Genomic DNA, 18108 nt, shown 5'->3' on the forward strand with positions numbered 1-18108 from the left:
GGCGCTTCCTCACTGCAATCGTTCTGCAATCCATTGACGGCATGCGCGCGACATGACAGCGTCGGCGCTCATCTCGCTATTCTATCGCGCTGATTTTGGCGCTGCGGCCCCTCTCGATGCATCCTAGACTACTCAAGACATTCCTTGCGGTTGTCCGGCACCGAAGTTTCACGCGGGCAGCGGCAGAAATTCACCTCGCACAATCGAGCGTCAGCGACCAGATCCAAGCCCTGGAAATCGAACTTGGCACGGCTCTCTTTATCCGATCGAGATCAGGTCTGGAGCTGACGCAAGCAGGCGAGGTGTTGAGGGCCCATGCCCAAGCCATCCTGATCTTGGCAGACGAGGCCCGCGCAGCCGTGGCAGCAATCACAGCGCAAAATGCCGGGTCGATTACGATTGGTGCGCTGGAGACGATTGCTTCCGTCAAGCTTCCAAGATGGCTGTCCGGTTTTCAAAGCCAACATCCCGGCATCGATCTCAAGTTGAAGGTCGCCGGCAGCGGCGGCCTGCTGCAAAAGCTCGAAGCAAACGAAATCGAAGTCGCCTTCTGCTTCGATCAGCAGGGCGTCGGCGAACGTTTCGCCAAGCGCACGATTGCCGCGGAGCCATTAGTTCTGATTGCGCCTCCTGGACGGGAACTCGCATCAACGAAACTCGATTTGAGCGCGATTGCTTCGGCACGCTTCGTGGTGACCGAGGTCGGGTGCGTCTACCGGCATCTGTTCGACAAGGCGTTTGCTGAAGCAGGCATTGCCGCACCGAGGCTTGCCGCCGAAGTTGACAGCATAGGCACAATTGGGCGGCTCGTGGCCGAAGGTGCAGGCTTAGGTCTGGTTCCGCGTTTTGCGGTCGTCGATGCCCTTGATCGCGGCGAAATCAGCGAGATGTCTTGGCCAAACGCCACGCAGGCGGCTTTGCTTGTAATGATCTGGCGGCGCAGGCGCGTGCAACCGCCAGCCCTGAAGTTGCTGCTGGCGGCGGCAAGCGATGCCTTCGGGCCAGCTAGATCAGCCGATGCCCACCCTCGACGTGCAATACCGTTCCCGTCGTGAAGGTATTGCCTATCAGGAAGCTGATGGCGTCGGCGATATCGTCCGCACGTCCCACGCGTCCGACCGGCAGCCTATCTGCCATTGCGCCCAGCGCGTCGTCCTTCTTGTCGCCGGCCACAAAGGTCCAAATGGGGGTGTCGACCCAACCGGGCGAGACGGCATTGACACGGATCGGTGCCAACTCGATCGCAAGGGCGCGCACCAGTCCCTCCAACGCGGCATTGACGGCGGCCACAACTGCCCCGCGTGCCGATGGCCTGTAGGCTGCGATACCCGATGTAAAGGTCATGGAGCCGCCGGCCGGGAGCAAAGGTGCGCCATACTTTGCCAGCAGCAACGGTCCGTAAATCTTGCTTTCCACGACCCGTTGCGCTGCCTTAAGGTCAAGCGATGGCAAAAGCTCATAAGCGCCTTCGATATCGGCGGCTGTGCTGACGATGTGATCGAGCCGACCGATCTTTCCAAGCAGGCCGGCGACCTGATCCTCCTGTGTTATATCGATTGCGGCCGTGTGGAGTGCCGCGGGGTTGTGTAGTTCCTGTCTGACGCGTTTCAGTTTTTCTGCGTTCCGCCCGGCAATGACGACTTCCGCACCGGCGGCGAGAGAGCGCCTCGTCAGCGCCAGGCCCATTCCGGAACCGCCCCCGGCAACGAGGATCCTTGAATTCGAAAATATAGCCATGTCTTCCATTCTCCTGCAGGTGATTGCCGCAGCCGAGAAATTGGCAAAGAAGGCCAGACACAGAAAACGGAGAAAAACGATGGCACTATCGAAAGCTCCGATGGAGCGCCGGGGCGCTGCGGGAGCGTCTAGGTCCGAATGTATAACTTGCCGTTGTATTTTGTGGCGACCTGATCGCCATATACTATATTATGACTGGTCGGTTGAAGGATAGAATATTTTGGATACTTCAATGTTATTTAAGATTTGTAGTGAATTTTACTTATATAGCAAATGCCATTCGCCTGGCCAAATTTGACTGGAAATACTGATGAGGAAAATGACCCGTTTTCGAATTGGAACACGCTTGGGGATCGGCTTCGGTTTCCTCCTTCTCCTGATGCTGGCGCTGACCCAGTATTCGGTGACCGAGGTCAACATCATCAATAACGATCTTAGCCAGATCAACGACGTCAACAGCGTCAAGCAGCGCTTTGCCATCAATTACCGCGGCAGCGTGCACGACCGGGCTATTGCAATCCGGGATGTTACCCTGGTCGACGCAACTGCAGACCGGCAGGCAGCGGTGGAACTGATCGCGAAACTGGCCGAGGCCTATGCCGTCAACGAGAAAAAAATGGCGGAGATGGTGTCTTCGCCGGCAGGCGCTTCGGCCGAGGAAAGGACAATCCTTGCTGAGATTGCCGACATCCAATCGAAAACCAATCCGCTCGTTGGCCAGATCATCGATCTGCAGGTAAAAGGCGATGGAGCGCAGGCAAAGAAAATCCTGCTTGAACAGGCCCGTCCGCTGTTCGTCGCTTGGCTCGGCGCCATCAATAAATTCATCGATTACCAGGAGACCCTGAACCAGAAGGTCGGCGGCGACGTTCGTCAGTCCGCCAGCGGTTTCCAGACTTTGGCGTTCGGCTCACTGGCCGGCGCCATCATATTGGCGATCGTCGTGGCCTTTTTTGCAAGCCGCTCGATTACGAGGCCGATCGCAAAGTTGCAATCGGCACTGCAGCACATGGCTGGCGGAGAAGGGGTCGCAGCCGATTCCTCGCTCGATATACGCCGCGACGAGATCGGTGATCTTGCGCGCGCCGTCGGCGCCGTGCGCGACGCGCTCAGTGCACAGGCGACGCACCGGGCCGAGAACGACGCGAGACGCGCCGCTGCAGAACGCGAGCAGCTCGAAGGCGCCGCCAGGGAGCGTGAGGCTGCCGCAACAGAAACCAACGATGCCGTTGCGCAATTGGGTCAGGCACTTGAGGCAATGGCCGACGGCGATCTCGCCTTCCGCCTGGTCCGGCCATTCGGTCCGGCGCTCGACACGCTGCGCATAAACTTCAACAATTCCGCCGACAAGTTGCAGTCGTCCTTGAAGGCGATTGGCGGCAACGCGTCCTCGATCGACGCTGGTGCAGCCGAAATCAGCACGGCCTCCAACGACCTTGCTCGCCGCACGGAACAGCAGGCTGCTTCCCTCGAAGAAACTGCAGCCGCGCTCGACGAGATTACAGCAACCGTTAATGGCTCGACCGCACGCGCTGAAGAGGCGCGCACTGTTGTTGCCAAAACTCGGCAGAATGCCGAACGGTCGGGCGACGTCGTCAAGCGCGCCGTCCTTGCGATGGGGCAAATCGAAAGTTCGTCCAGCGAGATCAACAACATCATCAGCGTCATCGACGAAATCGCCTTCCAGACGAATCTCCTGGCGCTCAATGCCGGCGTTGAAGCGGCCCGTGCGGGCGAGGCCGGCAAGGGTTTTGCCGTGGTGGCACAGGAAGTGCGGGAATTGGCGCAGCGCTCCGCCAGGGCCGCCAAGGAAATCAAACAATTGATCCACACATCCGCCGAACAGGTGCGCTCCGGCGTGGCGCTCGTTGACGAAACAGGCAAGGCACTGACGGAAATCGTCCTGGAAGTGCAGGAGATCAACCGCCATGTCGATTCGATCGTTGAATCGGCAAAGGAGCAGTCGACGGCTCTGAGGGAAATCAACAATGCCGTCAATGCGATGGATCAATCGACCCAGCAGAACGCGGCGATGGTCGAGGAGACGTCGGCCGCCGGACAAAAACTGGCAGCTGAAGCAGCAGCGCTTTCAGCACAGCTGGCAAAGTTCCGCTTCGACGGTGCAAAGTCGGTGGCCGTCCGTCAAGCGGGCCTCGCCCCCCTGCCGAGACCCTCTGCGCCTGCTGCCATGATCCGTAAAATTTCATCAGCTTTCACTGGTGGAAAGCCCCAAGCCGCGGCTGCGGTGTCGGCGGATTGGGAGGAATTTTGACAATCCCTCGCCACGTGCCCGGAGATGACATTCAAGGCCCGCGCTTTTGCGGGCCTTTTCATGTTCAAATCGTGTCTGCGAAATGGGTCTCACGCTTTCGGCCCATCCTTCAACCCCTCCTGAAACGACAATCCCCACGCGCAGCGGATATTCTGTTCGTTCTCTGGATATGCGTTGATCTCGTCAGACATTTACGAAGACACTAATGTGTGCATAAAGTAATACTAATGCATGCGAAGCCGCACAGGTCGAAGGAGGACTTGTCAAACGGGGAGAGTGGCGCATTCTTCGTGAATCTCTGCACGGCGCGGCCGTCCTGCTGCCTCGATCAAAGCGTCGCCTCATCTTATACAGTGGCGCGACGGCTTGCGTTGTTCCGGAGCAGTTTAGGCCATGACGGGCAACCTGCACGCTTCCCGTTTTTGCATCTTCGACGCCGATGTTGACGAATTGCGCGAACACTATGCCAATACGTTGAAGCCGGTTCGGGTCAGCCCGATCGACCGAAGTAGCACGATATCGGTGGAAGACACCCATTTCTCCGTTGGAGAATTCGACATCTGGTCGGGGCTTTGCCAATCCGGCATAGAGGTCAATTTCTCGGAGCCGCCGGACGCCTACGCGCTTTATGTGCCGATAACGGGTGCGATGGAAATGGGCGGAGGCGGGCAGCAGTTGACGTCCGCGCCTGGTACGCTTCTGGCCGCTGACCTCTCTAAGGCCAATCTTCTGAGGCTGCATAGCGAACGCAGCCATATCGGTATCGCTTTCAGCCGCCAGTCCGTTACCCGCCAGTTGAGCGAACTTCTCGGTTCGCCGGTCATTCATGATATCGAACTCTTTGCCGAGTACGATGCACGTTCGGGTGCGGGTGCCAAACTCGCCGCGATGGCCCAGTTGCTCTGGGATAGTCTGATCAGCGAACCGGCGGGCACCATCTCAGCACGTTCCACGGAGTTCTTCTTCCGCACGATCATGGTCGCGCTCCTCGAAAACGTGCCGCATCGCTATTCGGCTTTGCTGGAACGCCCCGTCTCGCCCGCAATGCCGCGGCAGATGAAACGCGCGATCGACTATATGATGGCCAACATTGCAATGGCGGTAAGCGTCGATGAGATCGCGCGCGATGCGGGGGTCAGCGTCCGTGCCCTTCAGGCAGCATTCAAGCAGTTCAAGAATACGACACCCTTGAACTATCTCCGCCAACTTCGTTTGGAGGGTGCCCGAAAAGACCTCCTTCTCGGACGTCAGGATGGGGTCTCCATCTCGGATATCGCCCGGCAATGGGGATTTACGCATGTCGGGCGCTTCTCCATCCTATACCGGGAAACCTTCGGCGAAATGCCGACGGAGACGCGCCGGTTTACAAGAAGCTAAAGCGAACGACGGCTCAGGTCACTTTACCGCCATCGAAAAAATCTGACCGGGTGTTCTGCGGGGGGGACCGCCCATCGAGATAGGGGTGGTCGATGGGCGGCCGATGCTCAAGCGGGCGGCCGTCAGGACCGCCGCATTCACCTCCAAAAGCTGCCCGGCCGAATGCTGAACATCAATGCTTCGTGCCCATGGTCGACAATTCAATGTCCACTTTCCTGCGGCTTCCGTATAGGGGATTCGCTATACGTATATCGCCTGAGGCCCGCGACGGTAAGCTGCCGCGGCTCAAGCACATCGCGGCTATGGTGCCAACGGAGATGCCCAGGTTTTGACGGCCGCTGCCATGCTTGCCAGATGATCTGCCAGTGAGAAGCCCGATATCTTCTTTCTCGGCCTCAGATCATGGTCGCCGTCTTCAAGCCAAACGAGTTTAATTTTGTTGGACATCTTGTAGCTTTGGACTTCCTGCCGAGTGCCGAACACGTCTCGCGTTCCCTGGACAATCAGCGCCGGCGTCTTCAGCGTTTCGAGATGCTTTGTGCGGAGCTCTGCGGGCTTGCCCGGCGGGTGGAACGGATAGCCGAGGCAGATGAGACCGGCGATCTTGCCTTTGGCGAAAAGGTCGTCGGCAATCATGCTGGCAACGCGGCCGCCCATCGATTTTCCGCCGATGATCAAAGGACTGCGCACGCCGAGCCGCTCGATTGCGGCACCATATTCGGCAATGAGCTTGTCAGCGCGCGGCGGCGGCTTGCGGCCTTCGGAGGTTCGCCTTGCCGCCATATAGGCAAATTCGAACCTGGCGACGCGAAAGCCAATGGCTGCCAGAGCTTCGGCCGCAGCCGTCATCGACGGCGAATCCATCGCCCCGCCGGCGCCATGAGCAAGCAGGATCGTAAACTCGGCGTCGTCGGGGCCGTTTATCAGAATGCCGTTTTGCATGCGCAATTCATAAGGGGTCGTCCAGCCTTTGTCAGCACACTGATGGCAAATTAGGCTTACCGATGGGTTGCCTCTTCCAATCGCCGGATCTGCTCGATGAGCCGGAGATCCTGACGACGTCGCTTAAGATACCCCAGGCCCTTGGCACTGTTCGCAACCGGCCCGACCACACCCGTTCTCTCCGGTGAACGGACTCGCTTCGCCATTGAATAAATTCGCCAATACGATGTGTTCGCCATTTACTTCCGCGGGATTTGCGCTGCATATTAGAATATTAGCAAATATGGAGAGAGGGAGCATTCGAACAACTCGATAAGTGCGCTCGAATGGCTTCCGATCCTGGTAAGGGAGGACCAATCATGAGGCAGATTTTGTTGCTCGCGGTATCGGCCGCGGCGGTGTCGCTTGGCGTCTCGTATGCCTTCGCGCAATCGGGCAGCGTCGAGAAAGCGGTTGGCGGCTACAATTTCGATGAAGCCGCAAAGGAGGCTGCCGGCACGAAGGATTTCCATTCGGCAGACGGCCATCTGACCTTTGCAATTGTAACTCACACGGCTGGCAATGGATTCTTCGACCCGGTCTATGTCGGCGCGACGGTTGCCGGCAATCTGATCGGCGCCAAGGTCCTGCTGCTCGGCTCTGAATCACCGACCGATGACCCCGCCCGCGAGATTGAAATCCTGAACCAGATCGTGCAGGACCCGACGATCGACGGGCTGATTATGACAACGCCGCAGGCTGGCGCCTACAACGACATCGTCAAAGCCGCCGAAACGAAGGGTATCCCGGTTGCCACCACAAATTCCTTCGACGGGACCATTCTCAACCGCAGTAAGCTCAGCCATACCGGCCAGGACGCGTCTGCTGCCGCAATTGCCGGCGAGGCACTCGTCAAGTGCTTGGCGGATAAAGGCATTGAGAAGGGGTCGGTCGTGCTGCCCTCGTCGACTGCGATGGGCAACATCGAGGTGAACAATCGCGTGACATCGGCTTTCAACGCGATCGTCAAAGGACTCAAGGATGCAGGCAAGCTGGAGAACTTTAAGGTCGATGCAGGACCGGAGAACACCGGCATCGACACCAACCCGAATGATCCGGTGAACGGTATCGTCACGCTGTTTGAATCGCGCGGCGACGTGGTTGGCGCCTTTGCCGGGAACAACGTATTCACGCCGGCCCTTGCCAAGGCGGTCGCCCAGACCGGCATGACCGGCAAGATCTGCGCTTATGGATTCGACCTCGGTCCCGCGCAGCAGGATGCGTTGAACAGCGGCGACCTGACCGGCGCGCTTGGTCAGCAGCCATTCCTGCAAGGCTTCTGGCCGGTCATGCAACTCTATCTGCAGATCGATCGCGGTATCGCGGCCGCCAATCTCGACACGCGCGCCCAGCTCGTGACCAAGGAGACTGTCGGAAATGTTGGCAAGCGCTTCGAGAATTGACGTCGCAGGCAACGCTCACAATCGCTGCGGGAGAGGGGAGCTCTGCCCGCAGCATGCGAAAGCCGGATAGAACACGCTTATGGAGCCTCACGCGACGACCCGGCACGAGCGCGCACCATCCCAACTGATTGGCGGCTGGGAGGCGGGGCTTATGGGCCTGCTCGTGCTCCTCTATCTCGGCGGCGCTATCGTCAATCCCGCGTTCTTCGGATCGGCGGAGGCGTTCCATGCCCTTCTTCGCGACACCTCTCGGGTGGCCATCATCGCAGTCGGAATGACCTTCGTCATTGTCAACAAGGATCTCGATCTCTCGGTCGGCTCAACCTATGGCCTGGTCGCGGTCGTCTTTGCCCGGCTGTTCGCATCCAACGTTCTCGACCTCAACGTCCTGACAGCGATAATCCTCTGTATGACGTTAGGTGTTGTGATCGGGCTCGCGAACGGCCTGCTTGTCACGGTCCTGAAAGTGCCCGCGTTCATTGCCACACTGACGGTTCTGTTTATAGGCCGCGGCTTCGTCCTTGCACTCACGCACGGCCAAGCGATCTATTATCCCGGCAAGGCGAAAGACTATCCGTTGTTCTTCCACCTCGGTGAAACAAATGTTTTCGGTTTCAACAACCAGATTGCGATCTTCGCCGTCGTCGCGGTGATCGGCGCCCTTGTGTTGGGCAAGACGCGGTGGGGCTACGAGACTTTCGCCACAGGCGGGAATGAGCAGGCAGCGGCTTATGCCGGCATACCGACGAACTGGGTGCGTATCCGGGCCTACCTGATCTCCTCGCTTGGCGCGACGCTCGCCGGCCTGATGTCCGCCGCGCAGGATAAGGGCGTGACGCCGCTTTACGGTGTGAGCGGCGAGCTGACGGTCATCGCCGCAGTAATCATCGGCGGCGCTTCAATCCTCGGCGGCCGTGGCCGCGTGGCCGGGTCATGCATCGGTGCACTGCTGGTTGTCCTTCTCGACAAGGTGCTGCGCGAGGGCTGGCCGATCACACGCACGATCAAGATCGGCGACGAGGAAATCACGGTCAACGCGATATTCTCGCTGCCGGTCGGTGCTGTCCCGGTCTTCCTCGGTCTCCTTCTGGTCATCGCGGTGCTGATTGAACCCCATCTCATTCGGCGCCAGGTTGCAACGCGCTTCTGGGCGTGGCTCCGCGGCAAGCCGCCGCCGCCCGCCTATGAGATTGGCGGCGTCGCGCTCGAGGGCGTTCAGACCAAAGGCGCCATGGCAACGGACACGGCGATGTCGACGACCACCTTCGGCAGGTTTCTTGGCCGGCGTGATTCGCTTGCCATCATCCTGGCTGTCTTGCTGTGGTTAACGGGTGTCGCGCTCAGGCCCGATTACTGGTGGAACCTGTCGAACAGCTTCGCGATCCTGCTCAACTATACGGAGTTGGCGCTGATCGCGATCGGGCTCACTTATGTCATTGCCGCGGGCGATATCGACCTCTCCGTCGGATCGGTCCTTGCCCTTGCCGGGAGTACGGCTGCCTACTTTTTGAAAGTCCTCGGCGCCGATCCATTCACGGCGATTGCGATGGGCCTTCTTGCAGGAATGGCCGCAGGTTTCGTCAATGCCGTCGTGACGGTCGGGTTCAAGTTGCCGGCGTTTATCGCCACACTCGGCATGTACTATATCGCCCGCGGTCTGGCTGCCTGGTTCGTCGCCGGACAGCAACTGGCCGGCTGGCCGGAGGGCTACAATCTGCTCGGCCGCAAGGTGAATGACATCCTCCTCCATTTCCGCATCTCGCTGCCGCCCGGCATCCTTCGCACGGTGGCCGAGGTCGTCAGCGTCCAGACGATCTGGATGTTTTTCGTCGCCCTGATGGCCGGCGTCGTACTCGCTTACATGCCGTTCGGACACAAGATCCGTGCCACCGGCGGCAACATCCGCGCCGCCGCCTATGCCGGCATCAACACCGACCAGGTGCGTTTCATCGCCCTCATGCTGGCGGCACTTTGTGCGGCCATGGCCGGGATCATCAACGCCGCCTATTTTCGAAGCTTCAACCCGGTTGCCGGGCAGTTCCGCGAGCTTGATGCCATCGCTTCCGTCATCATAGGCGGCGGCTCGATCTTCGGTGGCTACGGCACGATGATCGGCGCCCTCGCAGGCGCGGCCGTGATTACGCTCGTGCGGGCACTCATGCAGCTCAACGTCCAGGGATTCAGCATGCCCCAGCATTGGATCAACGTCTTCATCGGCCTCATCTTGATCGTCGCGGTGTTGATCGACATATGGGTGCGCCAAGCCAATATTTTCGGACACCTGCTAGCCCGTCTCGCAAGAGTGCGCAGGGGGAAGGAAATCGCTCATGGTTGACGTAACACCATCCGAGCCGATCGTGGAAATGCGGAGTATCGAAAAAGCCTTCGGTGCGGTGCAGGCCCTCCGCAAGGTGGATCTCGTGCTATATCCCGGCGAGATACTCGGCCTGGTCGGCGACAACTCGGCTGGCAAGTCGACGCTCATGAAGATCCTGACCGGTGCTTATCAGCGCGATGCCGGTGAGATCCTCGTTGCCGGACAACCGGTGCATTTCAAGAGCCCGCACGAAAGCCGGGATGTCGGCATCGAGATGATCTACCAGGACTTCGCGCTGTGCGGCAACATGGATGTCGGTCAGAACATCTTCCTTGGCCGCTGGCCGCTCAAAGGTCCTTTCGTCAATCGCCGCAAGATGTATGCGGAAGCTGACAATGTGCTGAAACGGCTCAAGGTCGACGTCAACTCCGTCTATCAGAAGGTCGAAAGCCTGTCGGGTGGCCGCCAGCAATCGGTGGCGATTGCCCGCGCGATTTCTTTTGGCCCGCGCGTCGTGGTCCTCGACGAGCCGACAGCTAACCTTTCCGTGATGGCGACCGAGCGCCTGCTCGAAACCATGCTCGAGCTAAAGAAGCAGGGGGTTGCACAGATCATCATTTCGCATCGCCTCGTCGACATTTTCGCCGTGGGCGACCGCGTCATGGTGCTGAAGCGCGGCGAGTATGTGGGCGACCGCTACATTAAGAATACCGACGAGCATGAAGTTCTCGAGATTATCGTGTCTGGCACGCGAGAGCACGCGCTGACAGCCGATGAAGCAAGGCGAACCTGAGAGACAAGTTTGCGGCCGGCAGCCGGGAGTTTCTCGCCGACACGGTGCTTGCCAAGCACGACGAGAAATACATGCCGAAGGACGTTGCCGACCGGCTGAAGGCGCAGGGCCTGTGGCAGGAAGGCGAGGGTACGCAATGATCATCGAGATCGGTCACTACGCACTTGTCCTGGCGCTGGCGGCAGCGATCGTTGTCTCGCTGGTGCCGGCAATCGGCGCGCGCAGGCTTGACCAGGCGATGATGGATGTCGCGCCGCTTGGCTCCGTCGTGCTCTTTGCGCTAGTGACCTTCTCCTTCGGCGTTTTGACCTATGCCCATGTGGTCTCCGACTTTACCGTCAGGAACGTCTGGGAGAACTCGCATTCGCTGGTGCCGCTGATCTACAGATATTCCGGCGTCTGGGGCAATCACGAAGGCTCGATGATGCTGTGGCTGCTGATCCTTGCGCTGTTCAGCGCCCTGGTGGCGCTCTTCGGCCGCAATCTACCGGACAGGCTGAAGGCCAATGTGCTTTCGGTTCAGGCCTGGATCTCCGCCGCCTTCATCCTCTTCATCCTGTTGACCTCCAACCCGTTCGTCCGCCTCGATCCGGCACCGGCCGAGGGCCGCGACCTCAATCCGGTGCTGCAGGATATCGGGCTCGCCATCCATCCGCCGCTGCTTTATCTCGGTTATGTCGGCTTTTCGGTGTGCTTCTCCTTTGCCGTCGCCGCCTTGATGGAAGGCCGGATCGATGCCGCCTGGGCGCGCTGGGTCAGGCCCTGGACGCTTGCCGCCTGGACCTTCCTGACGCTCGGCATCGCCATGGGCTCCTACTGGGCCTACTACGAACTCGGCTGGGGCGGCTGGTGGTTCTGGGATCCGGTCGAAAACGCCTCCTTCATGCCGTGGCTTGCCGGAACCGCACTGCTGCATTCGGCGCTGGTGATGGAAAAGCGCGAGGCGCTGAAGATCTGGACCGTGCTGCTTGCAATCCTCACCTTCTCGCTGTCGCTGCTCGGCACCTTCCTGGTGCGCTCCGGCGTCTTGACCTCGGTGCATGCCTTTGCCAGCGACCCGAGCCGCGGCGTCTTCATTCTCTGCATTCTCATGCTCTTCATCGGCGGGGCGCTGTCGCTGTTTGCGTTTCGCGCACCGCGTTTGAGTGCGGGCGGCCTGTTTGCGCCGGTCTCGCGCGAAGGCGCCTTGGTGCTGAACAACCTGATCCTCACGGTTGCCTGCGGCACCGTCTTGACCGGGACGCTCTATCCGCTGCTTCTGGAGACGCTCACCGGCGACAAGATCTCCGTTGGCGCGCCGTTCTTCAACATGACCTTCGGGCTCTTGATGGCACCGTTGCTCGTCGCCGTGCCGTTCGGGCCGCTGCTTGCCTGGAAGCGCGGCGACCTTCTGGGCGTGCTGCAGCGGCTCTATGTCGTGGCAGGGGTTGCCTTCGCCGCGGCGATCGCCGTCTTCTACATCGAGCATGGCGGACCGGTGTTGGCGGTTCTCGGGCTGGCGGCCGGGCTGTTCCTCGTCTTCGGTGCCATTGCCGACCTCTGGTATCGCACAGGCTTCGGCAAGATGGCGGCGGAGGTCGCATGGCGGCGGCTTTCCGGCCTGCCGCGCTCGGCCTTCGGCACCGCACTTGCGCATGCCGGACTTGGCGTTAGCGTCATAGGCATCGTTGCGGTGTCGGCCTTTTCGACCGAGCATGTGCTAGAGATGAAGCCGGGCGAGACCACCGAGGCTGGTGGCTACACGCTTTCCTTCGACGGTCTCAGGCCGGCGAAAGGGCCGAACTATAGCGAGGAGCGCGGGCATTTTACCGTGCGGCGCGGCGGCGCCGAGGTCGCCGAGACCTGGTCGGCAAAGCGCGTCTATGCCGCCCGCCAGATGCCGACGACGGAAGCCGGCATCCTGACCTTCGGGGCAAGCCAGCTCTACGTGTCGCTCGGCGATCCGACCAGGGACGGCGGCATCGTCGTGCGCATCTGGTGGAAGCCGTTCATCCTGTTGATCTGGGGCGGGACGCTGCTGATGGCGGTCGGTGGCTTCGTGTCGCTCTCCGACCGGCGGCTGCGCGTCGGCGCCCCGCGCCGCAAGGCAAGAGCGGTTCCCGCAGGGATGGGCCGGTAGAATGATCGGCCTAGCGGCTTCTGGTGCGAGAGCGCCTGACCGATGGCGACCCGGACGAAGAGGTCTTGAACTACATCGTTTCGCGCTACGGCCATTTCGTGCTTCTGAAGCCCCGGTTGAGCGTTCGAACGGTTCTGCTTTGGGGCGCCTCCATTTTGCTTATCGTCGCCGGGGCCATCTCGCGGCTGGTTTTCGCCGGCGACGGGCCGGCAAGCCGACCGGAAGCCAGTTGACGGTGGAAGAACGGGCACGGCTGACGAATTGCTTGGAACGGGGTCCGATCGGACATTCTGACAGAGTTTAAGCAGGTTTGCGACAATGCCGAGTTCCCGTTCGTTCAACCGAAAGCAAGCACGATGAAACATTTACGCGCCACAGGACAAGGTGTACTCTTCCAGGAAACATGCGGAGGTGACGGTTTCGGAACCTCGAAGAGACCGAGGCTCCTCATTAGCCCCTCGCGGCGGGAGCGAAGCGTTGCCGCAAGAGGCTGGGTACACACTGCATCTGCTTTGGACGAACGCTAATCCAGCGGTGGCGGAGACCGGACAATGAGCTTGACGCGCCGTCGGTTGTCGATAACAGGCGCAATCGGAATCGTCGCTTGGGCGCTTACGCTGTGGCCGAAGCGCGCGCGCGCAGGTGATGATGCTCTCGATTTCGTCGAGCGGATGACGGGACGAGCCGCGACCGAATCGACCCAGCTTCGTCTACTAATGCCCACCGTATTTTCGACCGGCTATACGGTGCCTATGGATATCCAGGTGGAGAGTCCGATGACGGAAACCGACCACGTAAAGTCGATCCGCGTCTTCGCGCCAGAGAACCCGTTCGTCGAGGTAGCCCAGTTCCATTTCTCACCCCGGCGCTGCCTTGCCCGCGTTTCGACCCGGATTCGCCTTGCGGGGCCGCAGCACGTCGTGGCGCTCGCCGAAATGAGCGACGGCAGGTTGCTCATGGCCAAGAGCTGGGTCAGCGTCGCCACGAATGGTTGCCGTTGACAGAAATGGAAGGAGGGCAAGCGCAATGACGCCGATACCCCGTGTTATGGTTCCCGGCACCGCCGCCAAAGGCGAAGTCATTCCGGTCAAGACCATCGTTCAGCACAAGATGGAAACGGGGCTGCGGACAGACGGCGAGGGCGAGGTGATCCCGCGCAAGATCATCAATAAATTCATCTGTCGCTATGGTGGCGTTGTGGTGTTCAGCGTCGACCTGCACGAGGCGGTTTCGGCCAATCCCTTTTTTGAATTCTCGCTGCTCGCGACGGAAAGCGGACGCATGGAGTTCATCTGGAAGGAAGACGGCGGCGCCGTCTATTCTCTGAACCACGATATAGTGGTTACCTGAGATGGTGAAAGGACCGTCGACCGCGGCACCGCCCCTTGCGAAGGCCATCGCTTTCGAAACCCGTCATATTCTGAGGTCGCTCCTTGTAGTCGCGCCCCTTGTGCCTGCCGGCCAGGCTGCGGCTGAGGTCAGTGAAGGCGCTCAGATCGCCGCCACCTGCGCATCCTGCCATCATCCGGACAAGCGAGGGCAGTCCATTCCCTCGATCACGGCGCTTGACGAGCAGACCATAATAAAAGCCATGCTTGCCTTTCGCGCAAACTCAAGTCCACGCCTTGTGATGCACGCGGTCGCCCTGTCGCTTACCGATGGAGAACTGGCGGCCGTGGCGCGCTATCTTGCCGGAAAAGCAAAGGACGGGGGGCAACAATGACAGACTGGACGCGGCGCCGGATCTGCTGCCTCGGGGGAGGGATACTCATGGCCGCGGCTGCGCCGCATATTGCGCGCGGCCAGAGCCGGCCAAGGGTCGTCGTGATCGGCGGCGGCATTGGCGGCGCGACGGCCGCCCGATACCTCGCCGACCTGAAGACGCTCGATGTCACCCTGATCGAGCCGAAGCCGAACCATGTCACCTGCTTCTTCAGCAATCTTTACCTCGCCGGTCTTCGCTCGCTCGCCTCGCTGACCTTCGGCTTCGAGGCGCTGGCCGAGCGCCACGGTATCACTGTCATCCGGAACGCGGCGACTGCGATCGACGCCACCGCGAGGGTCGTCAGCCTCCAGGGCGGGTCAAGGCTCGCCTATGACCGCCTCGTGCTCGCCCCGGGGATCGCCTTCAAATTCGGCGAGATCGACGGCTATGACGACGCAGCGGCCGAGGTGATGCCGCATGCCTGGAATGCCGGACCTCAGAGCGATGTTCTGCGCCGGCAACTCGAAAGCATGGAGGATGGCGGCGTGTTCGCTATCGCTGCGCCCCAAAATCCCTTCCGCTGCCCGCCGGCCCCCTATGAGCGGGCCTCGCTGGTGGCCTACTATTTCAAGCAGTTCAAACCGAAGTCGAAGATACTCATTCTCGACGCGAAGGACCAGTTTTCGGGCCAGGAACTGTTCCAGGACGCCTGGTCACGCCACTATCCGGGTATGATCGAATGGCTGCCGGCGCAGTTCATAGGGAAAACCAAAGGCGTGCATGTGGCGACGTGTTCCGTCATAACGGAAAGCCAAACCTTCAAGGCGGCCGTCGCCAACGTCATTCCGCCGCAGAAGGCGGGGCTTATCGCTGAAAGGGCGGGCCTTACCGACAGCACCGGCTGGTGTCCGGTCGATCCAGTGACGTTCGAGTCGACGCTGCAGCCCGCCATCCATCTGGTAGGCGACGCGATCATTGGCGGCGACATGCCAAAATCCGCCTTCTCCGCCAATAGTCAGGCCAAGGCATGCGCCTTCGCCATCGCCGCTTCGCTTACAGGCTCGCCACGCTTTTCTCCGCACCTGTTCAATTCGTGCTACACGTTCCTCGCGCCAGACGATGCCTTCACCAATGCCATTACCTTCGCTCCCGAGGGCGGAAGCATAAAGACCGTCAAGATGTTTATCAGCAAGGTTGGCGAGAGTGCGGAGGTCCGACGCCGGATGGCGCATCAGGCCGTCGGCTGGTATTCGGCCTTCACGGCGGACGTGTTCGGCTGATCAAGGGGTTGAGATTCCTGACCGTCCACGGGAATTCCCCGAAGGGAGAGGCAAGACGGATCGGGATCCGGCACCCGTTGCAGCCTCAACGAATTCATTACAACGAGAATGCTCGAACCGGCCATGACTGCGGCGGCGAGGATCGGCTGCAGCAGCCCGAGCGAGGCGGCCGTCAGCGCGACAAGGTTGTAGCCGAAGGCCCAAAGGAGATTGGTAAGGATGGTCCGGCGGACCGCGCGCGCCATATCGACGACCCATGGCAGCATCCACAGCCCGGCCTCGGGCAGAACAAGCGCCGATGTTTCGCGGGCGAGGTCGGTGGCGGAGCCGACTGCGATACCGACGTCGGCGTCCGCCAGGACCAGAGCGTCATTGAGGCCGTCGCCAACCATGGCCACTCTTCCGCAGTTGTGGCGGAGGCGGTTCAGGGCGTCCCGCTTGGCCTCCGGCGACAGACCGGCCTCGATGTCGGCGATGCCGACTGTCGCACCGATGCGTCGGGCCGGTTCTGCCAGATCACCGGTCAGGAGAACAACCTGCAAGCCGCGGCTCCTCAGTTCCTCGATCGTTGTGCGCGCTTCCGGGCGCGGCGTGTCGTCGAGCGAGAGTACGCCCTGCACGCGGCCGTTCCAACCGACATGGACAAGCGAGTGGCCCGTCGCCTCGGAAATCCGGGCACGCTCTCGCAACTCGGGCGAGAGCGCCCATCCCAAATCGCGCATAAGTGCTGCGTTGCCGGCAGCTACCGGCATGCCGCCGACGGTGCCGCGGATGCCGCGGCCAGGAACGGCGCGAGTAGCCAGGGTCTGATCTGGCGGAACGCCGAGAGCAGCGGCGGCGGCGGTGATGGGCTTTGCCATGGCATGCTCAGAATGCCGCTCCAGCCCGCTCGCGCGCGCCAGTACTTCTTCAGACCTGACGTTGTCGGTTAAGATTTCGACCACACGCAGCCTGCCGCTCGTCAGCGTGCCGGTCTTGTCGAAAGCCACGGATCGGAGCTCTGCGAGCACCTCCAGGATGCCGGGGTCACGAACAACGCAGCCGTAGCGCGCCAGTCGTCCGATGCCGAGGGTGGTCGCAAGCGGAGCGGCAAGCCCAACCGCACACGGACAGGCAACGACGAGAACTGCGAGCCCGATGAGCAACGCTCGGTCGAAAGGCTGCGATTGCGCCCAATAGGCAATCGTCAGTGCGCCGAGTACGAGCACGAGCGGCACAGCAAGCGCAATGATCCGGTCGGCGATGCGCTGGGTCAGGCCCCGGTGGGATAGGGCATCGCGAACCGAGCGACAGATGCGTACCCACTGCGTATCACTGACCGCGCCGCTGCATCGGATGAGCAAGGCGCCGTCGATATTGATGCTGCCGGCGATGACACACATGCCGGCCGCTTTCGGAACTGGATGGCTTTCGCCGGTGATCATCGCCTCGTCGGCGACAGATTCTCCCTCGACGATTACGCCATCGACGGGGATGCGCTCACCCGGTCGCACTCGTACCAGCATGCCGGCGAGGATCTCGCGCACCGGCCGACGCGTCTCGGCTCCACCGGCGACGACTGTCGCGATCTCGTTTTCTGCCGCAAGGAGCGGTTCGAGATCACGGGCCGCCTTGGCACGGCTTGTCGCCTCGAGATAGCGGCCAAGAGTGAACAGCGTCAGCACCATTGAAGCGGTGTCGAAATAGACATGAGTACTGCCCGCGAGCACTGCGAAGGCAGAATAAAGGTAGGCCGCCCCGACGCCGGTGACGATCAGGGCCGATGATGTCAGGCGTCCATCCAGGGCGTCATGCACCGTCTCGCGGAAGAAAGGACCGCCGAGGATTACGACCGCCGGGGTGGCGAAAATCCAGAGCAGCAGGTGAATCCATGGAAGCATGTAGGCGTCCGCCCCGGCGAACGTGTCATCATAGAGCAGGAGGCTGAAGAGCATGATATTCATGGAAAGGAACGCGCCCACTCCGAGGCGGACGAGCAGCCAGGCCGCTTCCGATTCCTCGCTTCTGCCGCGCGTCACCTGAAAGGCAATGCAGCAGCCATAGCAGCAGAAGGTGTGGACCTCGCCGTCAAGAGTGCGCTGCATGGCCCGCCGTCCCACCGGCAGCAAGCAGTGACTGCAGAAT

At 60.8% G+C, this 18108-nt stretch carries 14 protein-coding genes and 2 pseudogenes; 13 read left to right on the forward strand and 3 right to left on the reverse strand.

Annotated elements, in window-relative coordinates; translation table 11 throughout:
* Positions 1–116: 116 nt before the first annotated feature.
* Positions 117–1055, forward strand: a complete 939-nt coding sequence (locus ACZ9DP_RS06680) for a LysR family transcriptional regulator (RefSeq protein ID WP_476200881.1) — start codon at positions 117–119, stop codon at positions 1053–1055.
* On the opposite strand, the gene ACZ9DP_RS06685 is transcribed toward ACZ9DP_RS06680, so the two are convergent.
* Positions 1006–1746 (reverse strand): SDR family oxidoreductase, encoded by a 741-nt coding sequence (locus tag ACZ9DP_RS06685; protein WP_476200883.1) that lies wholly within the window; start codon positions 1744–1746, stop codon positions 1006–1008. The genes ACZ9DP_RS06680 and ACZ9DP_RS06685 overlap by 50 nt on opposite strands.
* A 301-nt stretch (positions 1747–2047) precedes the next feature.
* Here ACZ9DP_RS06685 and ACZ9DP_RS06690 point away from each other — a divergent pair, with 301 nt between their 5' ends.
* Both ACZ9DP_RS06690 and ACZ9DP_RS06695 read left to right on the forward strand, forming a co-directional pair.
* Complete coding sequence (locus tag ACZ9DP_RS06690; protein WP_476200885.1) at positions 2048–4009, forward strand: HAMP domain-containing methyl-accepting chemotaxis protein; 1962 nt, start codon at positions 2048–2050, stop codon at positions 4007–4009.
* 393 nt (positions 4010–4402) lie between these two features.
* Complete coding sequence (locus tag ACZ9DP_RS06695) at positions 4403–5386, forward strand: AraC family transcriptional regulator (protein ID WP_476200887.1); 984 nt, start codon at positions 4403–4405, stop codon at positions 5384–5386.
* Positions 5387–5686: 300 nt separating this feature from the next.
* On the opposite strand, the gene ACZ9DP_RS06700 is transcribed toward ACZ9DP_RS06695, so the two are convergent.
* Positions 5687–6328 carry an alpha/beta hydrolase family protein gene (locus ACZ9DP_RS06700; RefSeq protein WP_476200889.1) on the reverse strand — a complete coding sequence of 214 codons (642 nt, stop codon included), beginning with the start codon at positions 6326–6328 and terminating at the stop codon, positions 5687–5689.
* A gap of 359 nt (positions 6329–6687) precedes the next feature.
* Here ACZ9DP_RS06700 and ACZ9DP_RS06705 point away from each other — a divergent pair, with 359 nt between their 5' ends.
* The 10 genes and pseudogenes from ACZ9DP_RS06705 to ACZ9DP_RS06750 all read left to right on the forward strand — a co-directional run bounded on the left by ACZ9DP_RS06705 (position 6688) and on the right by ACZ9DP_RS06750 (position 15984).
* Positions 6688–7770 (forward strand): substrate-binding domain-containing protein, encoded by a 1083-nt coding sequence (locus ACZ9DP_RS06705; RefSeq protein ID WP_476200890.1) that lies wholly within the window; start codon positions 6688–6690, stop codon positions 7768–7770.
* Between the two features lie 79 nt (positions 7771–7849).
* The gene (locus tag ACZ9DP_RS06710; protein WP_476200892.1) at positions 7850–10105 is read left to right on the forward strand and encodes an ABC transporter permease; all 2256 of its coding nucleotides are present in this window, start codon (positions 7850–7852) and stop codon (positions 10103–10105) included.
* Entirely contained in the window at positions 10098–10880 is a 783-nt protein-coding gene (locus ACZ9DP_RS06715; protein ID WP_476200893.1) for an ATP-binding cassette domain-containing protein, read from the forward strand. The genes ACZ9DP_RS06710 and ACZ9DP_RS06715 overlap by 8 nt, the downstream gene beginning before the upstream one ends.
* An 8-nt stretch (positions 10881–10888) precedes the next feature.
* Positions 10889–11020 (forward strand): annotated as a pseudogene (locus tag ACZ9DP_RS06720) (cytochrome c maturation protein CcmE); the annotation flags it as partial.
* Positions 11017–12999 carry a heme lyase CcmF/NrfE family subunit gene (locus tag ACZ9DP_RS06725; RefSeq protein WP_476200895.1) on the forward strand — a complete coding sequence of 661 codons (1983 nt, stop codon included), beginning with the start codon at positions 11017–11019 and terminating at the stop codon, positions 12997–12999. The pseudogene ACZ9DP_RS06720 and the gene ACZ9DP_RS06725, both read left to right, overlap by 4 nt.
* Before the next feature lie 14 nt (positions 13000–13013).
* Positions 13014–13303, forward strand: a pseudogene (locus tag ACZ9DP_RS06730) (cytochrome c-type biogenesis protein); the annotation flags it as partial.
* Between the two features lie 247 nt (positions 13304–13550).
* Positions 13551–14000, forward strand: a complete 450-nt coding sequence (locus ACZ9DP_RS06735; protein ID WP_194731033.1) for a thiosulfate oxidation carrier protein SoxY — start codon at positions 13551–13553, stop codon at positions 13998–14000.
* A 46-nt stretch (positions 14001–14046) separates the two neighbouring features.
* Positions 14047–14349, forward strand: coding sequence for a thiosulfate oxidation carrier complex protein SoxZ (soxZ, locus tag ACZ9DP_RS06740; RefSeq protein WP_074072079.1), 303 nt, complete (start codon positions 14047–14049; stop codon positions 14347–14349).
* A gap of 1 nt (position 14350) precedes the next feature.
* A complete protein-coding gene (locus ACZ9DP_RS06745) occupies positions 14351–14722 on the forward strand; it encodes a c-type cytochrome (protein ID WP_194731034.1) in 372 nt (123 codons plus the stop codon).
* Positions 14719–15984, forward strand: coding sequence for an FCSD flavin-binding domain-containing protein (locus ACZ9DP_RS06750; RefSeq protein ID WP_476200898.1), 1266 nt, complete (start codon positions 14719–14721; stop codon positions 15982–15984). The genes ACZ9DP_RS06745 and ACZ9DP_RS06750 overlap by 4 nt, the downstream gene beginning before the upstream one ends.
* Here the strand turns inward: ACZ9DP_RS06750 and ACZ9DP_RS06755 are convergent.
* A complete protein-coding gene (locus tag ACZ9DP_RS06755; protein WP_476200899.1) occupies positions 15936–18068 on the reverse strand; it encodes a heavy metal translocating P-type ATPase in 2133 nt (710 codons plus the stop codon). The genes ACZ9DP_RS06750 and ACZ9DP_RS06755 overlap by 49 nt on opposite strands.
* Positions 18069–18108 lie beyond the last annotated feature (40 nt).

This window comes from Rhizobium sp. USDA 4016 (assembly GCF_056279705.1).